This window comes from Nonomuraea sp. NPDC049309 (genome assembly GCF_043196965.1).
Taxonomy (GTDB): domain Bacteria; phylum Actinomycetota; class Actinomycetes; order Streptosporangiales; family Streptosporangiaceae; genus Nonomuraea; species Nonomuraea fastidiosa.
Genome location: NZ_JBICSH010000008.1, coordinates 133,000 through 154,763, shown reverse-complemented (window position 1 = coordinate 154,763; position 21,764 = coordinate 133,000). Strand labels below are relative to the sequence as shown.

At 71.8% G+C, this 21,764-nt stretch carries 20 protein-coding genes; 8 read left to right on the top strand and 12 right to left on the bottom strand.

Translation table 11 applies throughout. The features are described 5' to 3' along the window. Window positions 1–36: 36 nt before the first annotated feature. The 3 genes from ACGFIM_RS36590 to pgsA are packed head-to-tail and all read right to left on the bottom strand — an operon-like array spanning window position 37 to window position 2,695. Entirely contained in the window at window positions 37–1,167 is a 1,131-nt protein-coding gene (locus ACGFIM_RS36590; protein WP_393210495.1) for a glycosyltransferase family 4 protein, read from the bottom strand. Beyond that, window positions 1,164–2,075, bottom strand: a complete 912-nt coding sequence (locus tag ACGFIM_RS36585) for a phosphatidylinositol mannoside acyltransferase (RefSeq protein ID WP_393210492.1) — start codon at window positions 2,073–2,075, stop codon at window positions 1,164–1,166. Before ACGFIM_RS36585 ends, ACGFIM_RS36590 begins: the two co-directional genes overlap by 4 nt. Continuing rightward, entirely contained in the window at window positions 2,072–2,695 is a 624-nt protein-coding gene (gene pgsA / locus ACGFIM_RS36580; protein WP_393210489.1) for a phosphatidylinositol phosphate synthase, read from the bottom strand. Before pgsA ends, ACGFIM_RS36585 begins: the two co-directional genes overlap by 4 nt. A 277-nt stretch (window positions 2,696–2,972) precedes the next feature. Here pgsA and ACGFIM_RS36575 point away from each other — a divergent pair, with 277 nt between their 5' ends. Together ACGFIM_RS36575 and ACGFIM_RS36570 are read left to right on the top strand one after the other, a co-directional pair. Beyond that, a complete protein-coding gene (locus ACGFIM_RS36575; RefSeq protein ID WP_393210486.1) occupies window positions 2,973–5,111 on the top strand; it encodes an elongation factor G-like protein EF-G2 in 2,139 nt (712 codons plus the stop codon). Between the two features lie 164 nt (window positions 5,112–5,275). Next, a complete protein-coding gene (locus ACGFIM_RS36570) occupies window positions 5,276–6,835 on the top strand; it encodes a glycoside hydrolase family 10 protein (RefSeq protein ID WP_393210483.1) in 1,560 nt (519 codons plus the stop codon). Window positions 6,836–7,170: 335 nt separating this feature from the next. Here ACGFIM_RS36570 and ACGFIM_RS36565 read toward each other — a convergent pair whose 3' ends face one another. Further along, window positions 7,171–7,701: an HIT family protein gene (locus tag ACGFIM_RS36565; protein ID WP_393210480.1), complete on the bottom strand. Its 531-nt coding sequence runs from the start codon at window positions 7,699–7,701 to the stop codon at window positions 7,171–7,173. Between the two features lie 189 nt (window positions 7,702–7,890). Here ACGFIM_RS36565 and ACGFIM_RS36560 point away from each other — a divergent pair, with 189 nt between their 5' ends. Further along, window positions 7,891–8,049 (top strand): hypothetical protein, encoded by a 159-nt coding sequence (locus ACGFIM_RS36560; protein ID WP_393210477.1) that lies wholly within the window; start codon window positions 7,891–7,893, stop codon window positions 8,047–8,049. After that, window positions 8,033–8,758, top strand: coding sequence for a PIG-L deacetylase family protein (locus ACGFIM_RS36555; RefSeq protein WP_393210474.1), 726 nt, complete (start codon window positions 8,033–8,035; stop codon window positions 8,756–8,758). The genes ACGFIM_RS36560 and ACGFIM_RS36555 overlap by 17 nt, the downstream gene beginning before the upstream one ends. 298 nt (window positions 8,759–9,056) lie before the next feature. Here the strand turns inward: ACGFIM_RS36555 and thrS are convergent, their stop codons facing one another. From thrS to ACGFIM_RS36540, 3 genes are all read right to left on the bottom strand, one after another. Beyond that, the gene (gene thrS, locus ACGFIM_RS36550; RefSeq protein WP_393210471.1) at window positions 9,057–11,021 is read right to left on the bottom strand and encodes a threonine--tRNA ligase; all 1,965 of its coding nucleotides are present in this window, start codon (window positions 11,019–11,021) and stop codon (window positions 9,057–9,059) included. Window positions 11,022–11,088: 67 nt separating this feature from the next. Next, window positions 11,089–11,685, bottom strand: a complete 597-nt coding sequence (locus ACGFIM_RS36545) for a glycoside hydrolase family 25 protein (protein WP_393210468.1) — start codon at window positions 11,683–11,685, stop codon at window positions 11,089–11,091. 39 nt (window positions 11,686–11,724) lie between these two features. After that, on the bottom strand, window positions 11,725–12,627 hold the full coding sequence (locus ACGFIM_RS36540) for a TIGR03564 family F420-dependent LLM class oxidoreductase (RefSeq protein WP_393210465.1): 903 nt from the start codon (window positions 12,625–12,627) through the stop codon (window positions 11,725–11,727). A 96-nt stretch (window positions 12,628–12,723) separates the two neighbouring features. Here ACGFIM_RS36540 and pgm point away from each other — a divergent pair, with 96 nt between their 5' ends. Beyond that, entirely contained in the window at window positions 12,724–14,355 is a 1,632-nt protein-coding gene (gene pgm / locus ACGFIM_RS36535; RefSeq protein ID WP_393210462.1) for a phosphoglucomutase (alpha-D-glucose-1,6-bisphosphate-dependent), read from the top strand. A gap of 44 nt (window positions 14,356–14,399) precedes the next feature. Here pgm and ACGFIM_RS36530 read toward each other — a convergent pair whose 3' ends face one another. From ACGFIM_RS36530 to ACGFIM_RS36515, 4 genes are all read right to left on the bottom strand, one after another. Then, complete coding sequence (locus tag ACGFIM_RS36530; RefSeq protein WP_393210459.1) at window positions 14,400–15,164, bottom strand: SDR family NAD(P)-dependent oxidoreductase; 765 nt, start codon at window positions 15,162–15,164, stop codon at window positions 14,400–14,402. 6 nt (window positions 15,165–15,170) lie between these two features. Further along, window positions 15,171–15,629: a hypothetical protein gene (locus ACGFIM_RS36525; RefSeq protein WP_393210456.1), complete on the bottom strand. Its 459-nt coding sequence runs from the start codon at window positions 15,627–15,629 to the stop codon at window positions 15,171–15,173. A gap of 88 nt (window positions 15,630–15,717) precedes the next feature. Continuing rightward, on the bottom strand, window positions 15,718–16,413 hold the full coding sequence (locus tag ACGFIM_RS36520) for a DUF2786 domain-containing protein (RefSeq protein ID WP_393210453.1): 696 nt from the start codon (window positions 16,411–16,413) through the stop codon (window positions 15,718–15,720). A gap of 57 nt (window positions 16,414–16,470) precedes the next feature. Beyond that, window positions 16,471–17,712 (bottom strand): hypothetical protein, encoded by a 1,242-nt coding sequence (locus ACGFIM_RS36515; protein WP_393210451.1) that lies wholly within the window; start codon window positions 17,710–17,712, stop codon window positions 16,471–16,473. 455 nt (window positions 17,713–18,167) lie between these two features. Here ACGFIM_RS36515 and ACGFIM_RS36510 point away from each other — a divergent pair, with 455 nt between their 5' ends. Continuing rightward, window positions 18,168–19,349 (top strand): cytochrome P450, encoded by a 1,182-nt coding sequence (locus tag ACGFIM_RS36510; RefSeq protein WP_393210449.1) that lies wholly within the window; start codon window positions 18,168–18,170, stop codon window positions 19,347–19,349. Window positions 19,350–19,571: 222 nt separating this feature from the next. Next, complete coding sequence (locus tag ACGFIM_RS36505; RefSeq protein ID WP_393210446.1) at window positions 19,572–19,835, top strand: DUF4031 domain-containing protein; 264 nt, start codon at window positions 19,572–19,574, stop codon at window positions 19,833–19,835. On the opposite strand, the gene ACGFIM_RS36500 is transcribed toward ACGFIM_RS36505, so the two are convergent. Then, a complete protein-coding gene (locus ACGFIM_RS36500) occupies window positions 19,788–20,453 on the bottom strand; it encodes a metal-dependent phosphohydrolase (RefSeq protein ID WP_393210443.1) in 666 nt (221 codons plus the stop codon). The two genes, ACGFIM_RS36505 and ACGFIM_RS36500, sit on opposite strands and share 48 nt — an antisense overlap. Window positions 20,454–20,541: 88 nt before the next feature. Between ACGFIM_RS36500 and ACGFIM_RS36495 the strand changes: the two genes are divergently transcribed. After that, window positions 20,542–21,708 carry an alpha-hydroxy acid oxidase gene (locus tag ACGFIM_RS36495; protein WP_393210440.1) on the top strand — a complete coding sequence of 389 codons (1,167 nt, stop codon included), beginning with the start codon at window positions 20,542–20,544 and terminating at the stop codon, window positions 21,706–21,708. Window positions 21,709–21,764: the final 56 nt, after the last annotated feature.

The window sequence follows — 21,764 nt, the reverse complement described above, 5'->3', positions numbered from 1 at the left end:
ACCGGGGCGGCGCGGCGGCCGCGCGCGCGAGGAGTCTCACAGGTCCTCCTCCACGCGGCCCGCGCCGCTCATGGTGACGGTCTCGTAGACGCGTACGACGTCGCGCGCCACCGTCGACCAGTCGTACTTGCGCACCGCCACCAGCGCCTCGGCGGCGAGCTTGGCCCGCCGCTCGGGCGCGTCCAGCAGCGCGGCGGCCTCGCGCGCCAGCGAGGCCGGGTCGCCGTTGGTGAACAGCGCGCCCGCCTGGCCGTCGCCCAGCACCTTGCGGAAGGCCGGGATGTCGCTGGCCAGCACGGTCGCGCCCGACGCCATGGCCTCGGCCAGCACGATGCCGAAGCTCTCACCGCGGGTGTTGGGCGCGCAGAACACGTCGACCGAGTGGTAGGCGCGGATCTTGTCGGCCTCGCTCACCATGCCCAGCACCGTCACGCGGTCCCTGAACCGCTTCGGCACCCGCTCGTAGACGTCCTTCTCGTCGCCCGGCCCGGCGATGAGCAGCTTCACGTCGGGCCGCTGCCCGGCCAGGATGGTGAACGCGTCGAGCAGGATGGGCAGGCCCTTGCGCTCTTCGTCCATGCGGCCGAGGAAGCCGATCGTGGCGCCGTCGGGGCCCCAGCCGTCCAGCGGCTCGGCGTCGGTGTAGCGGGAGACGGTGACGCCGTTGGGGATGAGCACGGTGTCGCCGCCGAACTGCTCGACCAGGCTCTTGCGGGCCGCGTCGGAGACCGCGATGCGGCCGCTCAGCTTCTCCAGCGCGCTGCGCAGCAGCGGCTCGGCCACCGCGATGGCCCGGGAGCGGTTGAACGAGGCGTGGAAGGTGGCCACGATCGGCCCCTTGGCCGCCCAGCAGGCCAGCACGCCCAGGCTGGGGATCAGCGGCTCGTGGATGTGCAGCACGTCGAACTCGCCCGTGCGCACCCAGCGCCGCACCCGCGCGGCCGACAGGAAGCCGAACGACATCCTGGCGACCGACCCGTTGTACGGCACGGGCACGGCCCGCCCGGCGCCGGTCACGTAGGGCGGCAGCTCGTCGTCGTCGGCCGCCGGTGCGATCACGGAGACCTCGTGCCCCTGCGCCATGAGCGCCTGCGCCAGGTCGTCGATGTGCTGTTTCACCCCGCCCGGCATGTCCCACGAGTAGGGGCAGACGATGCCGACCCTCATCGGGGATCCAGGTCGTCCAGCCAGAGCCGCTGCATCATGTGCCAGTCCTCCGGATGCTCGGAGATGCCCTTCTCGAACACGTCGGCCAGGCCCTGCGCGAGCACCGCGACCTTCTCCTGCCGGGTGCCCTCGGCGGGCACCGGCAGCTCCTCGTGGATGTGGATGCCCCAGTCGTCGCCCACGAAGTAGACGGTGGCGGGCAGCAGCGCGGCCCCGGTCTGCACGGCCAGCAGCGCGGGCCCCGCCGGCATCTTCGTGGCCGCGCCGAAGAAGCGCACCTCCACGCCGCTCTTGGTGAGGTCGCGCTCGGCGGGCAGGCAGACCACGCCGCCCTTGCGCAGCCGCGATGCGAGGGTGCCGAAGTTGTGGCCGTCGCCGCCGGTCAGCGGCAGCACCTCCATGCCGAGGCCCTCGCGGAAGGCGACGTAGCGGCGGAACAGCGACTCCGGCCGCAGCCGCTCGGCGACGGTGGTGAACGGGTGGCCCACACTCACCAGCCAGGCGCCCGCCTGGTCCCAGTTGCCCATGTGAGGCAGCGCCAGCACCACGCCGCGCCCGGCCGCGACGTTGTCATGGATGTGCTCGGCCCCGATGACGTGGGTGCGCCGCACCAGCTCGGCGCGGTCCATTTTCGGCAGGCGGAAGATCTCGTGGAAGTAGCGGAAGTACGAGCGGATGCCCGCCTTGGTGAGCTCGCTCAGCTCGCGCCCGCCCGGCTCCAGGCCGGTCACGCGGGCGAGGTTCGACTCCAGGCGGCGCACCGACTTGCCGCGCCTGGCGTGGACCCGGTCGGCCAGGAACCGGAAGACCGCGGCCGTCGGGCGCTCGGGCAGCAGCGGCACGAGTGTCCAGCCGGCCGCGAACCCGGCGGCCACGACGCGGTCGCCGAACGATGGCTTGTCGCTCATCTCTCCCTCGTCTGCCCAGTCTGCTGTCTGGTCTGCTGGTGCACGGCCATCACGCGCTGGCCCACGGTGATCAGGCTGGCGACCGCGAGCAGCCACATGCCGGCCGGCAGGACGTACGGGACGCCGAGCCCTTCGAGGAACGCCGCGACCAGCGCCACCACCAGCCGCTCCGGCCGCTCGGCCAGCCCGACGTCGGCCGTCAGGCCGAGCCCCTCGGCCCTGGCCTTGGCGTAGGAGACCAGGGCGCCGAGGATCAGGCAGGCGAGCGTCACCGAGGCCGTCAGAGTGTCGCCGCGCTGGAAGAAATACAGGATCAGGCCGGCGAAGATGGCGGCGTCGGCGACCCTGTCGAAGGTCGAGTCGAGGAAGGCGCCCCAGGTGCTGCCCCCCTTTCCGCCGAGCCGGGCGACCACGCCGTCGAGCAGGTCGAACAGCACGAAGACGGTGATCACGAGCGCCCCCCAGGCGAGCTGGCCAAGGGGGAAGAAGAGCAGGGCGGAGACCACCGTGCCGAGGGTGCCGACCGCCGTGACGGCGTTCGGGCCTATCCCGCGGCCGGCGAGGGCCCTGCCCAGCGGGGTGAGTATCCGGGTCACGGCCGGGCGCAGGAGTTTGAGCATCGCGCTCCGATCGTAGGCCATGGACGGGCTGACAACTTTCTTTGCCCCGGACCCCTTGTGATATCCGCCACACGGGTATTTGGTGAACACACCGCGTCCATGCGGTTTCCGACGACCCTCCGCGCGGGCGCGGCGTTGGCAGACGGACCAACGCGAAGGGAGCGACGCCGCCTGAGCCGAGGAGCGACGGGAGCGAGCTACCGGACGCGGCTGGACGGCGTCCCCCCATCGACCGAGCCGTCTCACGAAGTGAGACGAACAGTTAGCGGGAGGCGATGTGGCGGAAAGGCACTCTGGCGGCGCCGCAGGAGCCGCGGGCAGGGCACCCGCGGCCGACAGGGCGGATGCGATTCGCAATGTCGTGCTGGTCGGCCACTCAGGAGCAGGCAAGACGACCCTCGTCGAGCAGTTGCTGGCCGCGACGGGCACCATCCAGCGCCCGGGACGCGTCGAGGACGGCAACACGGTCACCGACTTCGACGAGGTCGAGGTCAAGCAGCAACGATCCGTCAACCTCGCCGTCGCACCCATGGTGCACAACGGCATCAAGATCAATCTTCTGGACACCCCCGGTTACGCCGACTTCGTGGGCGACCTGCGCGCCGGGCTGCGCGCGGCCGACGCGGCGCTGTTCGTGGTCTCGGCCTGCGACGGCGTGGACGGGCTCACCCAGATGCTCTGGGAGGAGTGCGCCCAGGTGGGCATGCCGCGCGCGGTGGTCATCACCAAGCTCGACCACCAGCGCGCCGACTTCGACGAGGTGCTGGCCACCTGCCAGGACAAGTTCGGCGACGGCGTGGCCCCTCTCTACCTCCCGGTCGTCACCAACGGCCACGTCAACGGCCTGATCGGGCTGCTGACGCAGAAGTTCTACAACTACGCGACCGGCGAGCGCACCGAGAAGGAGCCGGGCGCCGAGTACGAGGCGCAGATCGAGGAGTACCGCGGCTCCCTGATCGAGGGCATCATCCAGGAGAGCGAGGACGAGTCGCTCATGGAGCGCTACCTCGGGGGCGAGCCCATCGACACCGGCGTCCTCATCGACGACCTGGAGAAGGCCGTCGCGCGCGGCAGTTTCTACCCGGTGCTGTGCAGCGGGCTGGGCGTGGGCGCCCAGGAGATCCTGGAACTGATGACGCAGGGCTTCCCCTCCCCGCTCGAACACCCGCTGCCGGAGATCACCGACCTGTCGGGCAAGCCGGTGCAGGGCATCACGTGCGACCCCGACGGGCCGCTCGTGGCCGAGGTCGTCAAGACCACCAGCGACCCGTACGTGGGCCGCATCAGCCTCGTGCGCGTCTTCTCCGGCACGCTGCGCCCTGACATGAGCGTGCACGTCTCCGGCCACGGCCTGGCCGACCGCGGTCACGAGGACCACGACGTGGACGAGCGCATCGGCACCCTGAGCTGCCCGCTGGGCAAGCAGCAGCGCACCGCGTCCAAGGCGATCGCGGGCGACATCGTGGCCGTGGCGAAGCTGTCGCGCGCCGAGACCGGCGACACGCTCTCCGACGTGGACCGCCCGCTGCTGATGACGGCGTGGAGCATGCCCGAGCCGCTGCTGCCGGTGGCGATCAAGGCCAAGTCGAAGGCCGACGAGGACAAGCTGTCGCAGGCCCTGGGCAGGCTGGTGGCCGAGGACCCGACGCTGCGGCTGGAGAACAACGCCGAGACCCGCCAGCTCGTGCTGTGGTGCATGGGCGAGGCGCACGCCGACGTGCTGCTGGACCGGCTGGCCAAGCGGCACGGCGTCGAGGTCGAGCGGGTCGAGCTGCGGGTGCCGCTGCGCGAGACGTTCGGCGGCAAGTGCCAGGCGATGGGCCGCAACGTCAAGCAGACCGGCGGCCACGGCCAGTACGCCATCTGCCACCTGGAGATCGAGCCGCTGCCGTCGGGCTCCGGCTTCGAGTTCGTCGACAAGATCGTGGGCGGCGTGGTGCCGAGGCAGTTCATCCCGTCGGTGGAGAAGGGCGTGCGCACCCAGATGGAGCGGGGCGTCGTGGCCGGCTACCCGATGGTGGACCTGCGCGTCACCCTGTACGACGGCAAGGCGCACTCGGTCGACTCCTCCGACATGGCCTTCCAGATCGCCGGCCAGCTCGCGCTGAAGGAGGCGGCGTCGAAGGTGCCGACGCTGCTGCTCGAGCCGGTGGACGAGATCTCGGTGCTGGTGGCCGACGACTACGTGGGCGCGGTGATGTCCGACCTGTCGTCGCGGCGCGGGCGCGTGCTCGGCACCGAGCCGGTGGGCAAGGGCCGCACGCTGGTCAAGGCGGAGGTGCCGCAGCTGGAGATCACACGGTACGCCATCGATCTGCGATCCATGTCACACGGGACGGGGACGTTCACGCGGACGTTCCTGCGCTACGAGCCGCTGCCGCCGAACCTCGCGAGCAAGGTGACCGCGAACGATTGACCGGCGGGTACGGCGATCGCGACCGGACGTGACGGGCCGGGAGGGCATTTTCCTGGCATTTGCCCCTCCCGGCACGGCTCGCGGCTTATGTAACAGACACATCACGGTATTATTGCGGTTTTCGTCGCGAGCATGCCTGAGAAGCTGCCACACTGGGTGGCACTATGCGAACTGCACGCCCACTTCTCGCCGCCACCGCTCTCACGATCGCGACCATGTCGGCCGCCTACGTCTGGGGCCCCGAAGCCAAGCCGGGCAAAGCGGCGAGCGCGAAGAAGCCGGCCGCCGCCGCGCCCGCCGCGGCCTGCAAGCCCGACGCCCGCTATCCCAAGCGTGAGCTGCGCGGAGTGTGGATCGCCACGACGACCAACCTCGACTGGCCGTCGAAGGCGGGGCTGAGCAAGGCCAGGCAGCAGGCCGAATACGTGAAGATCCTCGACAGCGCCGCCAAGCGCAACCTCAACGCGGTCTTCGTCCAGGTGCGCCCGGCCTCCGACGCGCTCTACAAGTCCTCGCTCGAGCCCTGGTCCGAATACCTCACCGGCACCGCCGGCAAGGATCCGGGCTGGGACCCGCTGCCGTTCCTCATCGACGAGGCGCACAAGCGCGGCATGGAGTTCCACGCCTGGTTCAACCCCTACCGCGCCTCCTACGGCGACGACATCGCCAAGCTGCCCGCGGGGCACCCGGCGAAGAAGCACCCGGGCTGGACGGTCAAGTACGGCGGCCGCCTCTACTACAACCCGGGCCTGCCCGCCGTGCGCGACCACGTGACCAAGGTCATCACCGACGTGGTCGGCCGCTACGACGTCGACGGCGTGCACTTCGACGACTACTTCTACCCGTACCCGGTGGCCGGGGCGACGTTCGACGACGCCGCGGCCTTCAAGAAGTACGGCAAGGGCCAAAAGCTCGCCGACTGGCGCAGGTCCAACGTCAACAAGCTGGTCGAGCAGGTCGACCAGGCGGTCCACCGGACGAAGAACCACGTCAAGTTCGGCATCAGCCCGTTCGGGATCTGGCGCAACACCTCCAACGACCCGCGCGGGTCCAAGACGTCGGGCATGTCCGCCTACGACTCGATCTACGCCGACGCCCGCGCCTGGATCAAGGCCGGCACCGTCGACTACGTCCTGCCGCAGCTCTACTGGCCGCGCGGCCACAAGGCGGCCGACTACCGCACGCTGGTGCGCTGGTGGTCCGACGCGGTCAAGGGCAGCGACGTGCAGCTCTACATCGGCCAGGGCCTCTACCGCGTCGGCAGCAAGGACGACAGGGCCTGGACCAAGCCCGGCGAGCTGGCCGCCCAGATCGGCCTCAACCGCGCTAACAAGGAAGTGGACGGCGCCGTCTACTTCAGCGCCAAGCAGCTGGTCTCCAACCCGCTCGGCGCGATGGACCGGGTCACCAAGACCTACTACAGCCGTCCCGCGCTGCTGCCGCTGATGGAGGAGCGCGGCGGCAAGGCTCCGGCCATGCCGGCGGGTGCCAAGGCCGACGGCACGCGCCTGTCGTGGAAGCCGTCCGACGGGGCCCGTTCGTACGCGATCTACCAGGTGCCGAAGTCCGGCAAGGACTGCCGCACCACCGACGCGCGCAACCTGGTGGCCGTGGTGAGCGACCCGTCCTACACGGTGAAGTCGCCGGGCACCTACCTCGTCACCGCGCTCGACCGGCTGCACAACGAGAGCGAGGCGGTCAAGGTGAAGGTGAAGGCGTCCTGACGTCCGCCGCCTGACCTGAACGCGCAGGGGCCGGTCTCCATCGGAGGAGACCGGCCCTTCGCCTTTTTCTGGACATGATCGGGGCGAAGTGGGCTCCGTACGGGTGTGACGCATGGGAAGCTACGGCTCGAGCAGGCGTCGGCGGGGGTCGTGCCGGCCGCGTTCGAGCACTCCCCGCGCTGCGCGCCGGCCTCATCGGCACGCTCGTCAGCGGCCCCATCGGGATGCTCGTCAACGACTCCCGTGCGGCCGTGCCGTCGATGGCGCTCGCCCTGGCCGTGCCGCTGCTGCCGGCCACCGGCATCGGCGCACTGCCGCCCAGGCCGCGGCGCGCGTCACTCCCAGGCGTCGGCGAGCAGCCGGCGGGTGTCGCGAAGTAGCTGCGGCAGCACCTTCGTCCGGGCCACGACCGGCATGAAGTTCGTGTCGCCGCCCCACCTCGGCACCACGTGCTGGTGCAGGTGCGCCGCGATGCCCGCGCCCGCGACCTGGCCCAGGTTCATGCCGACGTTGAAGCCCTGCGCGCCGCTCGCCTTGCGCAGCGCGCGCAGCGCCCGCTGGGTGAACTCGCCCAGCTCGGCCACCTCCGCCGCGTCCAGCTCGTCGTAGCCGGACACGTGCCGGTACGGCACCACCATCAGGTGGCCCGAGTTGTACGGGTAGAGGTTGAGCACCGCGTACACGAGCTGCCCGCGCTTGACGATCAGGCCGTCCTCGTCGCTCATCTTCGGAATGGCGTCGAAGGGGCACCCGTCGTCCGGACCGGTGCCTGTCGGCTTGTTCTCACCCTTGATGTAGGCCATCCGATGCGGGGTCCACAGCCGCTCGAAGTTGTCGGGGGTCCCGGCTCCTGCCTGATCGTGCATATCTAGCAGCATAGGACCCCGGACACACCGGGGTCTCTTCCGGCAGAATCCTGATCACCTTCGGCAGGGGGACGCCATGGGCGAAGCCCTGGCCGAACAGTCCGCACCGGCCCGTGGCCGAGCCCGCCGCCGGTGCTCTCCCGGAGGACTTCTCCAAGACCGCGCCGTCCGGCATCGAGGGCGCCGCCGGTGACGGGGCGGATCAAGGTCGCCGACGAGGTCGTGCGGAAGGTGGCCGCGCTGGAGGTGCCGGGCGCCGCCGACCTGGGCGGCCTGAGGTTCGGGGAGACACCGGTGCGCGGCGCCGTCCCGGGCTGCCAGGATGGCAGGCATGACCGAGCAGCTTGAGCCCATGCCCGACGACTGGCAGCGCGCTCTGGCCATCGTGGCCCACCCCGACGACCTGGAGTACGGCTGCGGGGCGGCGGTCGCCGTGTGGACCGATGCCGGGCGTGAGGTCACGTACCTGATGGTGACCAGAGGCGAGGCGGGCATCGACACGCTCTCCCCCGCCGAGGCGGGACCCGTGCGGGAGCGCGAGGAGCTGGCGAGCGCGGCGGTCGTCGGCGTGACGGCCGTGGAGTTCCTCGACCACACCGACGGAGTGATCGAGTACGGCACCGCGCTGCGCCGCGACCTCGCCGCCGCGATCCGCCGCCACCGGCCGGAGCTCGTGATCACGCTGAACTTCGACGACACCTGGGGCGGCGCGCAGTGGAACACGCCCGACCACCGCGCGGTCGGCCGGGCCACCATGGACGCCGTCGGCGACGCCGGCAACCGCTGGATCTTCCCCGACGCCGGCCCCGGCCCCTGGAACGGCGTGCGCTGGGTCGCCGTGGCGGGCTCCAACGCTCCGACGCACGCCGTGGACGTCACCGACGGCCTGGAACGCGGTGTGCGCTCCCTGATGGAGCATCGCGCGTACATCGAGGCGCTGCAGCCCGGCGCGGACCCTGAGGTGTACGCCCGCGAGCTCATCGAGGGCTTCGCCCGCGAGGAGGCCAAGCGCTTCGACGGCCGCCCGGCCGTCTCCTTCCGCCTCTACCCCCGCTGATCACCCACCGGCGACCGCCCGGCCCCGCCTCACGGGGTCTCGAGGTGAGCGGGGGCGACGCGTCAAGGCCCGGCCACGTCCGAAGCGTGGCCGGGCCTTGGTGAAGCGCGCATCGCCGCCCGAGGGGGTGAGCACACCGCGCAGGAACCAGGCCCGTGGCGCCGCCTCACGAGGTGAGCCCGCCGCTCGGAGGCGGCACGCGGTGCCGCAGGCCCCGGGACGCGGGGCGCGCCGCCCCGCAGACGGGCGGCGCGCAAGCCGTCACCGGCGAGGGCACCCGTGGAGGGGCCGCGGCGGGTCAGACCTGGATGCGGTGTTCGACGGCGCTGACGATCTCGGCGATCGCGTCGTCGATCGGCACGCCGTTCTTCTGCTCACCGCTGCGGTACCGGAAGGAGACCGCGCCGTTGGCGATGTCCTCGTCACCGGCGAGCAGCATGTACGGCACCTTGGCCTTCTGCGCGTTGCGGATCTTCTTCTGCATGCGGTCGTCGGAGGCGTCGACCTCGACCCGGATGCCCTTCTCCCGCAGCCGCTTGGCGACGTCCTGCAGGTAGGGCACGTGGGCGTCGGCGATCGGGATGCCGACGACCTGGACCGGGGCGAGCCAGGGCGGGAAGGCGCCGGCGTAGTGCTCGGTGAGCACGCCGAGGAAGCGCTCGACGGAGCCGAACAGCGCCCGGTGGATCATCACCGGGGTCTGCCGGGAGCCGTCGGCCGCCTGGTATTCCAGGCCGAACCGCTTCGGCTGGTTGAGGTCGAGCTGGATGGTGGACAGCTGCCAGGTGCGGCCGATCGCGTCCTTGGCCTGGACGGAGATCTTGGGGCCGTAGAAGGCCGCGCCGCCCGGGTCGTCCTTGAGCGTGAGGCCGGACTCGGTGGCCACCTGGCGCAGCGCCTCGGTGGCCTCCTCCCACTCGGCCGGGTCGCCGATGAACTTCTCGGAGTCGTCGCGGGTGGACAGCTCGAGGTAGAAGTCGTTGAGCCCGAAGTCGCGCAGCACGCTGAGCACGAACCGGAGCAGCGACTTGATCTCGTCGGCCATCTGCTCGCGGGTGGTGTAGATGTGCGCGTCGTCCTGCGTCATGCCGCGCACCCGGGTCAGGCCGTGGACCACGCCGGACTTCTCGTAGCGGTAGACCGAGCCGAACTCGCACAGCCGCAGCGGCAGCTCGCGATAGGAGCGCCCGCGCGCCCGGTAGATGAGGTTGTGCATCGGGCAGTTCATCGGCTTGACGCGGTATTCGGTGCCCTCGAGCTCGAACGCCGGGAACATGTCGTCGGCGTACCACGGCAGGTGGCCGGAGGTCTCGAACAGCGACGACTTGGTGATGTGGGGCGTGTTGACGAACTCGTAGCCCGCCTCGGCCTGCCGCCTGCGCATGTAGTCTTCCATCTCCTTGCGGATGATCCCGCCCTTGGGATGGAAGATCGGCAGGCCGCTGCCCAGCTCGGGTGGGAAGCTGAACAGGTCGAGCTCGGCGCCCAGCTTGCGATGGTCGCGCTTTTCGGCTTCCTCGAGCAGCTTGAGGTATTCGTCCTGCTTTTCGCGGGACTCCCAGGCGGTGCCGTAGATGCGCTGGAGCTGCGGGTTCTTCTCGCTGCCCCGCCAGTAGGCGCCGCCGGAGCGCATGAGCTTGAACGCCGGGATGGACCGGGTGGAGGGCACGTGGGGCCCGCGGCACAGGTCCTTCCAGCGCAGCTCGCCGGTCTTGGGGTCGAGGTTGTCGTAGATGGTGAGCTGCCCGGCGCCCACCTCGACGGACTCCTCCTGGTCGGCGCCGCCCTTGAGCCCGATCAGCTCCAGCTTGTACGGCTCGGCCGCCAGCTCGGCCCGCGCCTCGTCGTCGGAGACGGGCCGGCGGGAGAACAGCTGGCCCTGCTTGACGATCTCGCGCATGCGCTTCTCGATGCGCTTGAGATCGTCGGGGTTGAACGCCCGGTCGACGTCGAAGTCGTAGTAGAAGCCGTTTTCGACGGGCGGCCCGATGCCCAGCTTGGCCTCGGGGAACAGCTCCTGCACCGCCTGCGCCATGACGTGGGCGGTGGAGTGGCGGACGATGGCCCGGCCCTCTTCGCTGGAGATCTCGATCGGCTCGACGACGTCGCCGTCGGACAGCACGTGGGTCAGGTCGCGGGCCTCGCCGTTGACCTTGGCGGCGATGACGGTACGGCCGTCGGCCTCGAGCGCCTCACCGGCCGTCGTGCCCGCCGCCACCACACGCTCGGCTCCGGCGAGGGTGATGCGTAGCTCGGCTGACACGGTGTCTCCTCATGGATCGCGCTCGATGCCCGGCACCGAGGCTGGGTTCGGTGGATGAACACCGATGCTATCGCGGGTGAAACCCCAGCTTTGTCAGCTCCTGCCGCGATCCGTGGAAGACGTTGCGATCGATGGGGCTGTTGGCGTACTGGTGAATGGTCCAGTCGCGCCATGGCCTGGGCACCGGCGGACGGCCGCGCGGGCTTTCCGGGCTGGCGATCCACAGCGGATATTCGCCCAGGCCCGCGCAGTGGCCGCCGCGTGCGAACGCGTTGAAGGTGTAGATGAAGGGCCGCACGCCGCCGTGCCGTTCGACGTAGTGGCACCAGCGGCGCGCGAAGCGGGCCACCCGCTCGGGCCGCGCGCCGTCGTTCGTCTCCAGATCGAGCGCGACCAGGTCGCCGCGGCGCAGCCCGCCCGCGGAGGCGATCACCCGCAGGAAGTGGCGCGCCTGCTCGATGGGGTCGCCCTTGGGCCGGGCGAAGTGGTACGCCCCGCAGACGATCCAGCTCTCCCGCATGCCGTTCCAATTGCGGGCGAACCATTTGTCGGTGAAGTCGCCGCCCTCGCTCGCCTTGGCGAAGGCGAAGGCGACTCCGGCCTCGGCATGTCCGGCCCAGTCGACGGTGCCCTGCCAGTTGGACACATCGATGCCATGGAGCACGTGCTTCACCTTGTCGGATCTTATGGGGATGTCGGCCGTTCAGCCCTTCGCCGCGCCGGTCAGCAGGTCGAGTGCGCGCCGCCGGTCGCCGAACGGCGCGCCGGCGAAGTCGGTCACCCCGGCCTGCCTGAGCGTTTCCAGCCTGGCGAGCACGGTCTCCTCGTCGCCGACGACGGCGACGTCGCCGGGTCCCGCCGCACCCTCCCTGTCGAGCATCGCACGGTAGCTCGGCAGCGTCCCGTACATGGAGAAGATCTTGTTGGCGCGGGCGACGGCGCCTTCGGGGTCGTCGGTGACGCAGATGGGCAGCGAGCAGACGATGCGCGGCGCCTCGCGCCCGGCCTCGGCCGCGGCGGCCGTGATGGTCGGCGCGATGTGCTCGGCGATCGTCTTCGGGCCCGTCATCCAGAGCACGGTCCCGGCGGCGACGGTGCCGGCGAGTTTGAGCATGCGGGGGCCGAGCGCGGCCACGAGCACGGGCAGGCCCGCGCCGGGCGTGGTCAGCCGCAGGTTCGCCGTGAGCGTCTCGCCCCGGTACGACACCGACTCGCCGCGCGTCAGCGGCAGCAGGATGTCCAGGTACTCCTTCATGTGCCGGCCGGGCCGCTCGTAGCTGTAGCCGTAGACGTCCTCGATGACGACCTTGTGCGACAGGCCGATGCCGAGCGTGAAGCGGCCGCCGAGCGCGGCGTTGGCGGTCATCGCCTGCTGGGCGAGCACGGCGGGGTGGCGCGGGTAGGTGGGCACGACGGCGGTGCCGAGCTCGATGGGCGGAGCCTGGACGCCGGCCGCGGTCAGCGCGGTGATGGCTTCGGGGCCGAAGATGTTGGACATCCAGGCCGAGGAGAAGCCGCGCCCGGCGGCGTCGGCGATCTGGTCGCGCAGGTCGGTGATGGGATCGCCATCCTTGGCGTTCTGGGAGAGCACGATGCCGTATCGCATGGAACAGAACTCCGTTCTAGTGGCTGAGGCGAATCTATCCCCCACGCCGCCGCGCGGTCATCCGCCGGGCCGGTCCGCGTTTGTAAAGTGACCTACATGACCCACGAACGCGCAGGACAGCCCGCCAGGCCCTCCGATCTGGTCGACGTCGCCAGGCTCGTGACGTCCTACTACGCGCTGCATCCCGACACCGGTGAGGCCGGGCAGCGGGTCGCGTTCGGCACATCGGGGCATCGGGGCTCGTCGCTGAAGGCCGCGTTCAACGAGGACCACATCCTGGCCACCAGCCAGGCGATCTGCGAGTACCGCCGCGACCAGGGCACCGACGGCCCGCTGTTCCTGGGCGTCGACACCCACGCGCTGTCGGAGCCCGCGCGGGTCTCGGCGCTCGAGGTGTTCGCGGCCAACGGCGTCGACGTGCTGATCGACTCGCGCGACGGCTACACGCCGACGCCCGCCGTCTCCCACGCCATCCTGCGCCACAACCGCGGCCGCGCCGGCGGCCTGGCCGACGGCGTGGTGGTGACACCGTCGCACAACCCGCCGTCCGACGGCGGCTTCAAGTACAACCCGCCCAACGGCGGCCCCGCCGGCACCGACGCCACCACCTGGATCCAGAACCGCGCCAACGAGCTGCTGCAGGACGGTCTCAAGGGCGTGCGCCGGGTCCCGTACACGACGGCGCTGGAGCGGGCCGGCCGCTACGACTTCCTCGGCACGTACGTCGACGACCTGCCCTCCGTCGTCGACCTCGACGCGATCAGGTCGGCCGGGGTGCGCATCGGGGCCGACCCGCTCGGCGGCGCGAGCGTGGCCTACTGGGGCGAGATCGCCGAGCGGCACGGGCTGGCGCTCGAGGTGGTCAACCCGGAGGTCGATCCGACCTGGCGGTTCATGACGCTCGACTGGGACGGCAAGATCCGCATGGACTGCTCGTCGCCGTACGCCATGGCCTCGCTCATCTCCAGGCGCGACCGGTACGACATCGCGACCGGCAACGACGCCGACGCCGACCGGCACGGCATCGTCACCCCCGACGGCGGGCTGATGAACCCCAACCACTACCTCGCCGTCGCCATCTCCTACCTCTACGCCCACCGCGACGGCTGGCCCGGCGGCGCCGGCGTGGGCAAGACCATGGTCAGCAGCGGCATCATCGACCGCGTCGCGCAGTCGCTCGGCCGCCCGCTGTACGAGGTGCCGGTCGGCTTCAAGTGGTTCGTGCCCGGCCTGCTCGACGGGTCGCTCGGGTTCGGCGGCGAGGAGAGCGCGGGCGCGTCGTTCCTGCGCCGCGACGGCTCGGTGTGGTCCACCGACAAGGACGGCATCATCCTCGCCCTGCTGGCCTCCGAGATCCTGGCCGTCACCGGCGAGTCGCCGAGCGCCCACTACCGCAGGCTGACCGAGCGGTTCGGCGAGCCCGCGTACGCCCGCGTCGACGCGCCCGCCACCCGCGAGGAGAAGGCCGTGCTCGGCAGGCTCTCGGCCGCGCAGGTGACGGCCACGTCGCTGGCCGGCGAGCCGATCACGGCCGTGCAGACGACCGCGCCCGGCAACGACGCCCCGCTCGGCGGGGTGAAGGTCTCCACGGAGAGCGCCTGGTTCGCGGCCCGGCCGTCCGGCACCGAGGACGTCTACAAGATCTACGCCGAGTCCTTCAAGGGGCCCGACCACCTGGCCAAGGTGCAGGAGGAGGCCCGCTCGCTCGTCACCGCCGCCCTGAGCTGACCGGCCCGCCCCTGCCCGGGAGCGGGCCTTCCGCGAGCGCCGGGTCAGTAACCGAGGTGGCGGCCGCCGTCGCCGACCAGCACCTCGCCCGTCACCATGTCCGACTCCAGCAGCGCCGTGACCATCTGGGCGATGTGCTCGGGCCGTGCGGTGCGCCGCAGCGGCGCCTTCAGCTCCTCCTTGGCCGCCATCTCGGAGAACACCTGCTCCCCCACCCGGTCGATGTGCCAGCGGGTGGCGACGATGCCGGGCGCGACCGCGTTCACCCGCACCTCCGGGCCGAGCGCCGCGGCCAGGTCGCGGGTGAGGTGGATGAGCGCCGCCTTGCTCACCCCGTACGCGATGGACGAGCCGGTGGCCTGCAGGCCGGCGACGGAGGCGACGTTGACGACGGCGCCCCGCGCGGCGCGCAGGGCGGGCGCGAACGCGCGGATGCAGTAGAACGGGCCGAGCAGGTTGACGCCGAGCAGCCGATGCCACACCTCGTCGGTGAGGCCGTCCAGGTCGGGGAAGGGCACCCACGTGGTCGTGCCCGCGTTGCACACCAGCGCGTCCACCCGCCCGTGCTCGGCGAGCACCCGCTCGGCCATCCTGCGGACGGCGGCGTCGCCGGACACGTCGGCGGCGATCGCCGACGCCTTGCAGCCCATGCTCTCCAGCTTGGCGACGGTGGCGCGGGCCTCATCGGCCGAGCGGGAGTAGTTGACGACCACCGCCGCCGCTCCCTTGGCGGCCAGGCGCTCCGCCACCGCCGCGCCGATGCCGGTGCCGCCGCCGGTGATCACGGCGACGCTGCCGTTGATGTCCATGCAGGCTCACTCCTTGCGTGGATGTCCGTCCTTGCTCTCGCGTGAGGCGCAGCAGGCGGCGAACGAGATGACCGCCGTGCCGATGAGGAACGCCGCCGAACGGCCGCACCGCGAACGCCGTCCCGAAGGTGGCGCAGGCCGGAACGCCGAACCGCTCGGTGCGTCCGGCTCCGCCCGCACCGGCGCGCCCTCCGTCGGCCGCTCGGCGCGCGTGCGGGCCGCGGGCTCCCCAGGAACGACGGCCTCGGGGCCGCTCACGCGTAAGGCCGTACAGGCCGTACAGGCCGTACAGAAGGACTCGGCCCGGGCGATGTGATCGTCCGGCGGCACGGAGGCGGAGATGCCCGCCGCGGTGATCACCGTGGCGAACGTGCCGTCGCACGCGGGCGGGACGGGCGCGGCGGTCAGGAGGTCACGGGCGAGCGAGCGGAGGTGGCCGGCGGCGACGCGGACGGATGCGTTCACGGTGACCTGTCTCGCTTCGGCGGACTGCGTTCCGTGTGCGCGCTTATGCCCCGCCCGCCGGGCGATCAAACGACCGGCCGGGCAGGGCTCACCGCTGGAGCTCCAGGGCTGTGGCGCCGGTCATTCCCGTACGTCCGAGGTCGGCCTCGCGGCCCGCGGCGGCGCCGTCGCGGTAGCCGGTGCCGCTGGTCCTCGGCACGCTCATGCGGATGCGCGGGTAGCGGGCGGCGACCGCCCGATCGACCTCGGCCCTGCGGTCGGCCAGCACGAGCGCGGCGCCGGTGCCGGCCGGCGCGGCCTCGGACTCGGCCTTCGCCTCGGCCGCGCACAACAGCCGGTAGACCTCGTCGGTGAAGCCGAGCAGCCACGAGCGCCGGTAGGCGCGCACGGCGGCGCCGGGAGGCGGCACGGCCTTCGCCAGCCCGGAGGCCATCTGCAGCAGCAGCGAGGTGGCCAGCAGGTCGGCCCGCTCCAGGTCGGCGGCGAAGCCGAACACGTGGACCCGCTGGCCGCCGTCGCCGCGCCCGATGAGCAGCGGCCGGCACCGCACGGCCTGGGCCACCAGGCTCACCAGCCGGGCCTTCTCTCTCGCCCACGGGGGCGGCAGGGTGACGATGCGGTCGCCGGGGGTCTGGCGGGTGCCGGCGGGCGGCAGCGAGTCGATGCCGTACTTGGCCATCAACGCCGACGCGGCGGCCATGAACGTGGCCCGCTCGTGCTCGTTGTCGGTGCGTTCCGCCTTGGCCAGCAGCTTCCTGACGCGGTCGAGCGTGCGCTCCCGCAAGCGAGCCCCCTCTCGTGCCCGGTCACCTGCGGGCACGATGCTAGCCGCGAACGGCCGCTAGGACTTGGTGGTCAGGACCCGCCCGTCGTCGTTGATCGCGGGGAAGGCGCCGGTGTCGACGATGCCGTGCTGCTGGTAGAGCGCCTCGATGAGGGCGTGCGCCCGCGGCTCCAGCTTCCAGAGGGCGCGGAACTCGCGCGCGGTGGCCAGCGGGATGCCGATCTCCTGGGCGATGTCGATCGTGCGGGGGACGATGCCCTTGGCGATCTGCCGGTCCCAGTACTCGCGGGCGGCCCGCATCCTGGCGGCGCGCTCGGCGGCGCTGAGCACCTGCGGGGTGGTGTCGAGCACGGTGACCTCCTCGTCCTCCTCGCGCACCAGCTCGGCGATGGCGGGCGGGAGCTCGGGGCGGGCGGGCACCGGCTGCTGCTCGGCGTCGCGCTCCCAGGGCACGCGGGGGTCGGCGTCGATGAGTGCGGAGGTGTTGTAGAGCGCGGCGATCTGGGCCAGCAGGGCCTCCTGCCGCTGCGGGTCCACGGCCAGGCCGGTGTGCTCGACGGCCTGGTCCATCGCCTTGTCGAGCTTGGCGAGCGCGGCGCGGATCTTGCGTTCTGACGCGCCGCCCTCGCGCAGCGCCTTGGCCTTCTTGGCGGCTAGCGCGACCCTGGTCAGCCTGCGGTGGGCGTCGACCTCGCTGGCGGTGCGGTCGCTGACCTCGGCCAGGCCCAGCCTGACCAGCATCCGCTCGGGGGTGATGCGCCAGTTGATGCGGCCGGTGCCGCGGATGCGGTGGCGCTCGATGGCCATGCCGCGCTCCCACAGCCAGGCGGCCACCAGCGGGGCGGCCAGGCGGAAGACGGCCTCGGGCAGGCTGCGCGCGTCCATGCTGGACAGCACGGCGGTCAGGCAGGTCAGGGCCCACACGGCGATGCCGTCGATGCCGGCGGAGTAGTTCTCGCGCATGTTGCGGCGGGCGCGTACGGCGCTGGTGATGATCGCGACCTCGATGAACGCGAACAGCAGTAACCTCAGGGGACCGTCGAGCCCCAGCACGTCACCGGAGAAGCGCCACATGCCCTGGGCGGAGACGCCGGTGGCGATGGAGGCCGCCACGATGGTCAGCACGTCCTCGACGGGGCGCGGGGCGACGTACCTGGCCCACAGCCAGGAGACGACGCGCCAGATCAGCCTGAGCGCGAGGAACGCAAGGCCCAGTCCGGCCAGGCCCAGCAGCGCGTAGACGGCGGTGGCGAGCGGGTTCTCGCTGATGAAGGCTGTTATTTCATCAAATGTCGGCATCTGTCACTATCCGTGAGGGCTCAAACTCCGGCTCTATGCGACGAGATCATTGCAGAATGTCGTCATCTTGTACGCCAAACGCCGTCTGCTGCCCCAGTTTGCCCAGGTTTCACGGCAGTTCTGTGACCTTGACGCAACGTGCACGACCGCGACCGACCACCCCGCTGGCCCGCTTCCCCGGGGATGAGGAGACACACGCAAGGGCGGGCGAGCGCTCAGGGGTGGGGCACGTTCAGAGGCGGCCGGGAGTTCCAAGGGTGGCAGGGGCGGGGGCGGGCAACGCACAATGAGAGCCGGGAAGTGGCAGCTCAGCCAGGTGACCCCGCCGAGGTCATCGGCCAGACGGAGGGATAAATTCCTCCTTTCGGAGGGCGAACATCCACCTAGACGGATGGGAGCATCGACGGAGGGACTTATCCCGCTTGGTGTGATGCATCCCAGCAGGACGGATATCGATGTCAGAGACAGAAGAGTTCCCGCTCGTCCAGTTCATGCGTGACGGGTTCGACCCCGTGGGCGAGCTCGCTCGCATCAGGAACGAGCACCCGGTCTACCCCATGGAGATCCCCGGAGGGCAGACCGTCTACCTCGTCACCCGCTGGGAGGACGTCCGCGCGGTGCTCGGCGACCACGAGCGCTTCAGCAACGACTTCGCCGGCGTGATCGGGCTCGGCTCCAACCAGGAGGACCCGGGCGGCCTCGGCTTCCGCGACCCGCCCGAGCACACGCGGCTGCGCAGGTTCCTGACGCCCGAGTTCACCATGCGACGCCTGCGCCGCCTCGAGCCGCGCATCGAGGCCATGGTGCAGGAGTACCTCGACCGCGTGGAGGCCAAGGGCGCCGAGGGCATGCCGGTGGACCTCATGGAGGAGTTCTGCCTGCCCATCCCGTCGCTGGTGGTGTGCGAGCTGCTCGGCGTCCCCTACGAGGAGCGCGCCGACTTCGTCAAGATCAGCAAGGACCGGTTCGACTTCACCGGCGGCCCCGAGGCGTCGCTGCAGGCGATCAACGACGCGATGACGTACCTCGTGGACCTGGTCGCCCGCGAACGCCAGAACCCCGGCGAGGGCCTGCTCGGGCAGCTGCTGCGCGACCACGGCGACGAGCTGGACGACCGCACGCTCGCCAGCATGGCCGACGGCCTGCTCACCGGCGGCCACGACACCAGCACCAGCATGCTCGCGCTCGGCACCCTGTGGCTGCTGCGGAACCCGGAGCAGGCCGCCAAGGTGCGCGAGGTGGACGGCTACATCGTGGACGTGGTCGAGGAGCTCCTGCGCTACATGACGGTCGTGCAGGTCGCCTTCCCCCGCTTCGCCCGCGACGACCTGGAGCTGCACGGGGTGACGATCAAGAAGGGCGAGATGGTGCTGTGCTCGCTCAGCGGCGCCAACCGCGACCCCGCGCTCGGCGAGAACATGGACGAGGTGCGCCCGGGCCGCGAGACCGCGGGCTCCCACCTGGCCTTCGGTCACGGCATCCACCGCTGCATCGGCGCGCCGCTGGCCCAGATGGAGATGCGCATCGCCTTCCCCGCGCTGCTGCGCCGCTTCCCCACCCTGCGCGTGGCGGGCGAGGTGCCGTTCCGGGAGCTCGCCATCGTCTACGGCGTCAAGGAGCTGCCCGTCGCCTGGTAGGGCGGTGCCGTCCGCCATGCGGACGAGCACGTCGTCAGCCTGGCCGTGATCAGCGCCGCCGGCCGCTCGGCGCCGTTCCGCGATCGAGGCGGGCGGGAAGGGCGGCTTCGGCGCGGTGATCGCCGCGAGAGGGGAGACCGGCGCAGCGCGCCGGGCGGGGGCGCCGTGGTGGGCGGGTTGGGCGGGCTGAGGGGTGCGCGGGCGGGTCCTACCCTTGGGAGGGTGACCGTACTGATCGATCCGCCCAACTGGCCGGGGCCGCGCGGCCTGATGTGGTCGCACCTCGTCAGCGACCGCTCGCTGGAGGAGCTGCACGAGTTCGCGCAGCGGCTGGGGGTGCCGGCGCGGGCGTTCGACCGCGACCACTACGACGTGCCGGAGACCGTGCACGCGCGGGCGGTGGCGCTCGGGGCGGAGGCGGTCAGCTCGCGCGAGCTGTTACGGCGTCTCGTCGCGGCCGGGCTGCGCCGGCGCAAGCGCCGCTAGCTCGGCGGTCATGTTGGCCCTCGCGCGTTCCTCCCACAGCCTCCTCCCCCGCGCCGTGCGGAAGAGCACGGGCGTGCCGAGCAGCCGGCGCAGCACCTCGGCGCGGCCGGCGGCGAACAGGTCGTCGGGTATGTGGGCGTACTCCTGGCGGACGGCGCGGGCGTAATCGTCGTAGCCGGGTCCGGCGAGCACCGCCAGGTCGGCGTCGCAGAGCACGGCGCCGTTGCGGTCGCCGGGTGCGAGCGCATCGTGCGCCGCCGTGAGCCGGACCAGCCTGGCCGTCTCCGCCACCCGGCTCCCGGGCACGCCGCAGCGGGGCAGCCGCGCCTGCGCGAGCTGGGCGCTGCGCTCCTCGTCCCATCCCGGCCTGCCGTCGTAGACGGCGTCGTGGAACCAGGCGGCCAGGCGTACCGCGGTCTCGTCGCCGGCCTCCGCCCGCAGCAGGTCGATGGCGGACAGGACGGCCGCCAGGTGGGCGCGGTCGTGGTAGCGGCGGTGCGGCTCGGACCAGCGGGCCAGCAGCTCGGCGTGCACGGCCCGCGAGGCGCGCGAGTCCCCCGCGAGCGCCGCCCACCGTTCGAAGGCCGTCGCCGGATCTCCTGCAGCGCGGTCGATCATGCTGACACCGTAGTGGTAGCGTGCCTGCATCGGTACGACAGGCGGTGACGCTCGGCGCCTGCCCCGGTGGCGGGAGCTGCGAGCCGTCATGCCGAAACGCCCCCGGTGGTCGCGTGCGGCCCGGGTGGCGGCCGCGGCCGACGTCTGGGACCTGCGGCGCCTGGCGGCCAGGCGGGCCCCGCGCATGGTGTTCGACTACGTCGACGGCGCGGCCGAGTCGGAGGTGTCGCTGGCCAGGTCGGTGGCGGCGTTCCGGCGGGTGGAGTTCGCGCCGCGGGTGCTGCGCGACGTGTCGCGGGCGCCGACGGCGGTGGAGATCCTGGGCCGGCGGATCTCGATGCCGGTCGTGCTCGGGCCGACCGGGTTCACCCGCATGATGCACCGCGCGGGCGAGCGGGCGGTGGCGCGGGCGGCGCAGCGCGCGGGCGTGCCGTACACGCTGTCCACGATGGGCACCACCACCCCGGCCGGTGTGGCCGCGGCCGCCCCTGCGGGCTGGAACTGGTTCCAGCTGTACGTGGTCCGCGACCGCGCGCGCAACCTGGAGACGCTGTCCATGGCGTCGGAGTCCGGCATGGACGTGCTGGTGGTGACCGTGGACGTGCCGGTGGCGGGGGCGCGGCTGCGCGACGTGCGCCACGGGCTGACGGTCCCGCCCACGCTGCGCTGGCGCGGCGCGCTGGAGGCGGTGCGGCATCCGGCGTGGTGGTTCGACTTCCTGACCGGTGAGCCGCTGAGGTTCGCCACGGTGGACGGCGCGCCTGAGGACCTGGCGGGGCTGACGAACCTCATGTTCGACCCGTCGGTGACGTTCGCCGACCTGGAGTGGATCAGGTCGGCGTGGCCGGGGCGGCTGCTGGTGAAGGGCGTGCAGCGGGCCGACGACGCCAAGGAGCTGGCCGCGCTGGGCGTGGACGGCGTCGTGGTGTCCAACCACGGCGGGCGGCAGCTCGACCGCGCGGCCACTCCTCTCGAGCTGCTGCCTGCTGTGGTGGAGGCGGTCGGCGGGCGCACCGAGGTCTTCCTCGACGGCGGCGTGCGCAGCGGGGCCGACGTGGCGGCGGCCGTCGCGCTGGGCGCCCGCGCCTGCTTCGTCGGCAGGGCCTACCTGTACGGGCTGATGGCCGGCGGCGAGGCGGGCGTGGACCGGGTGCTGGAGCTGCTGCGGGCCGAGCTCGTACGGACGCTGCAACTGCTCGGCGCGGGCGGCGTGGACGGTCTGAGCCCCGACCTGGTCAGGCTCAGAGACGGCTAGCCACCGGCCTGCCGGTCAGGCTCGGCTGTCATACCTCCCGGTGAAATGCGGGTATT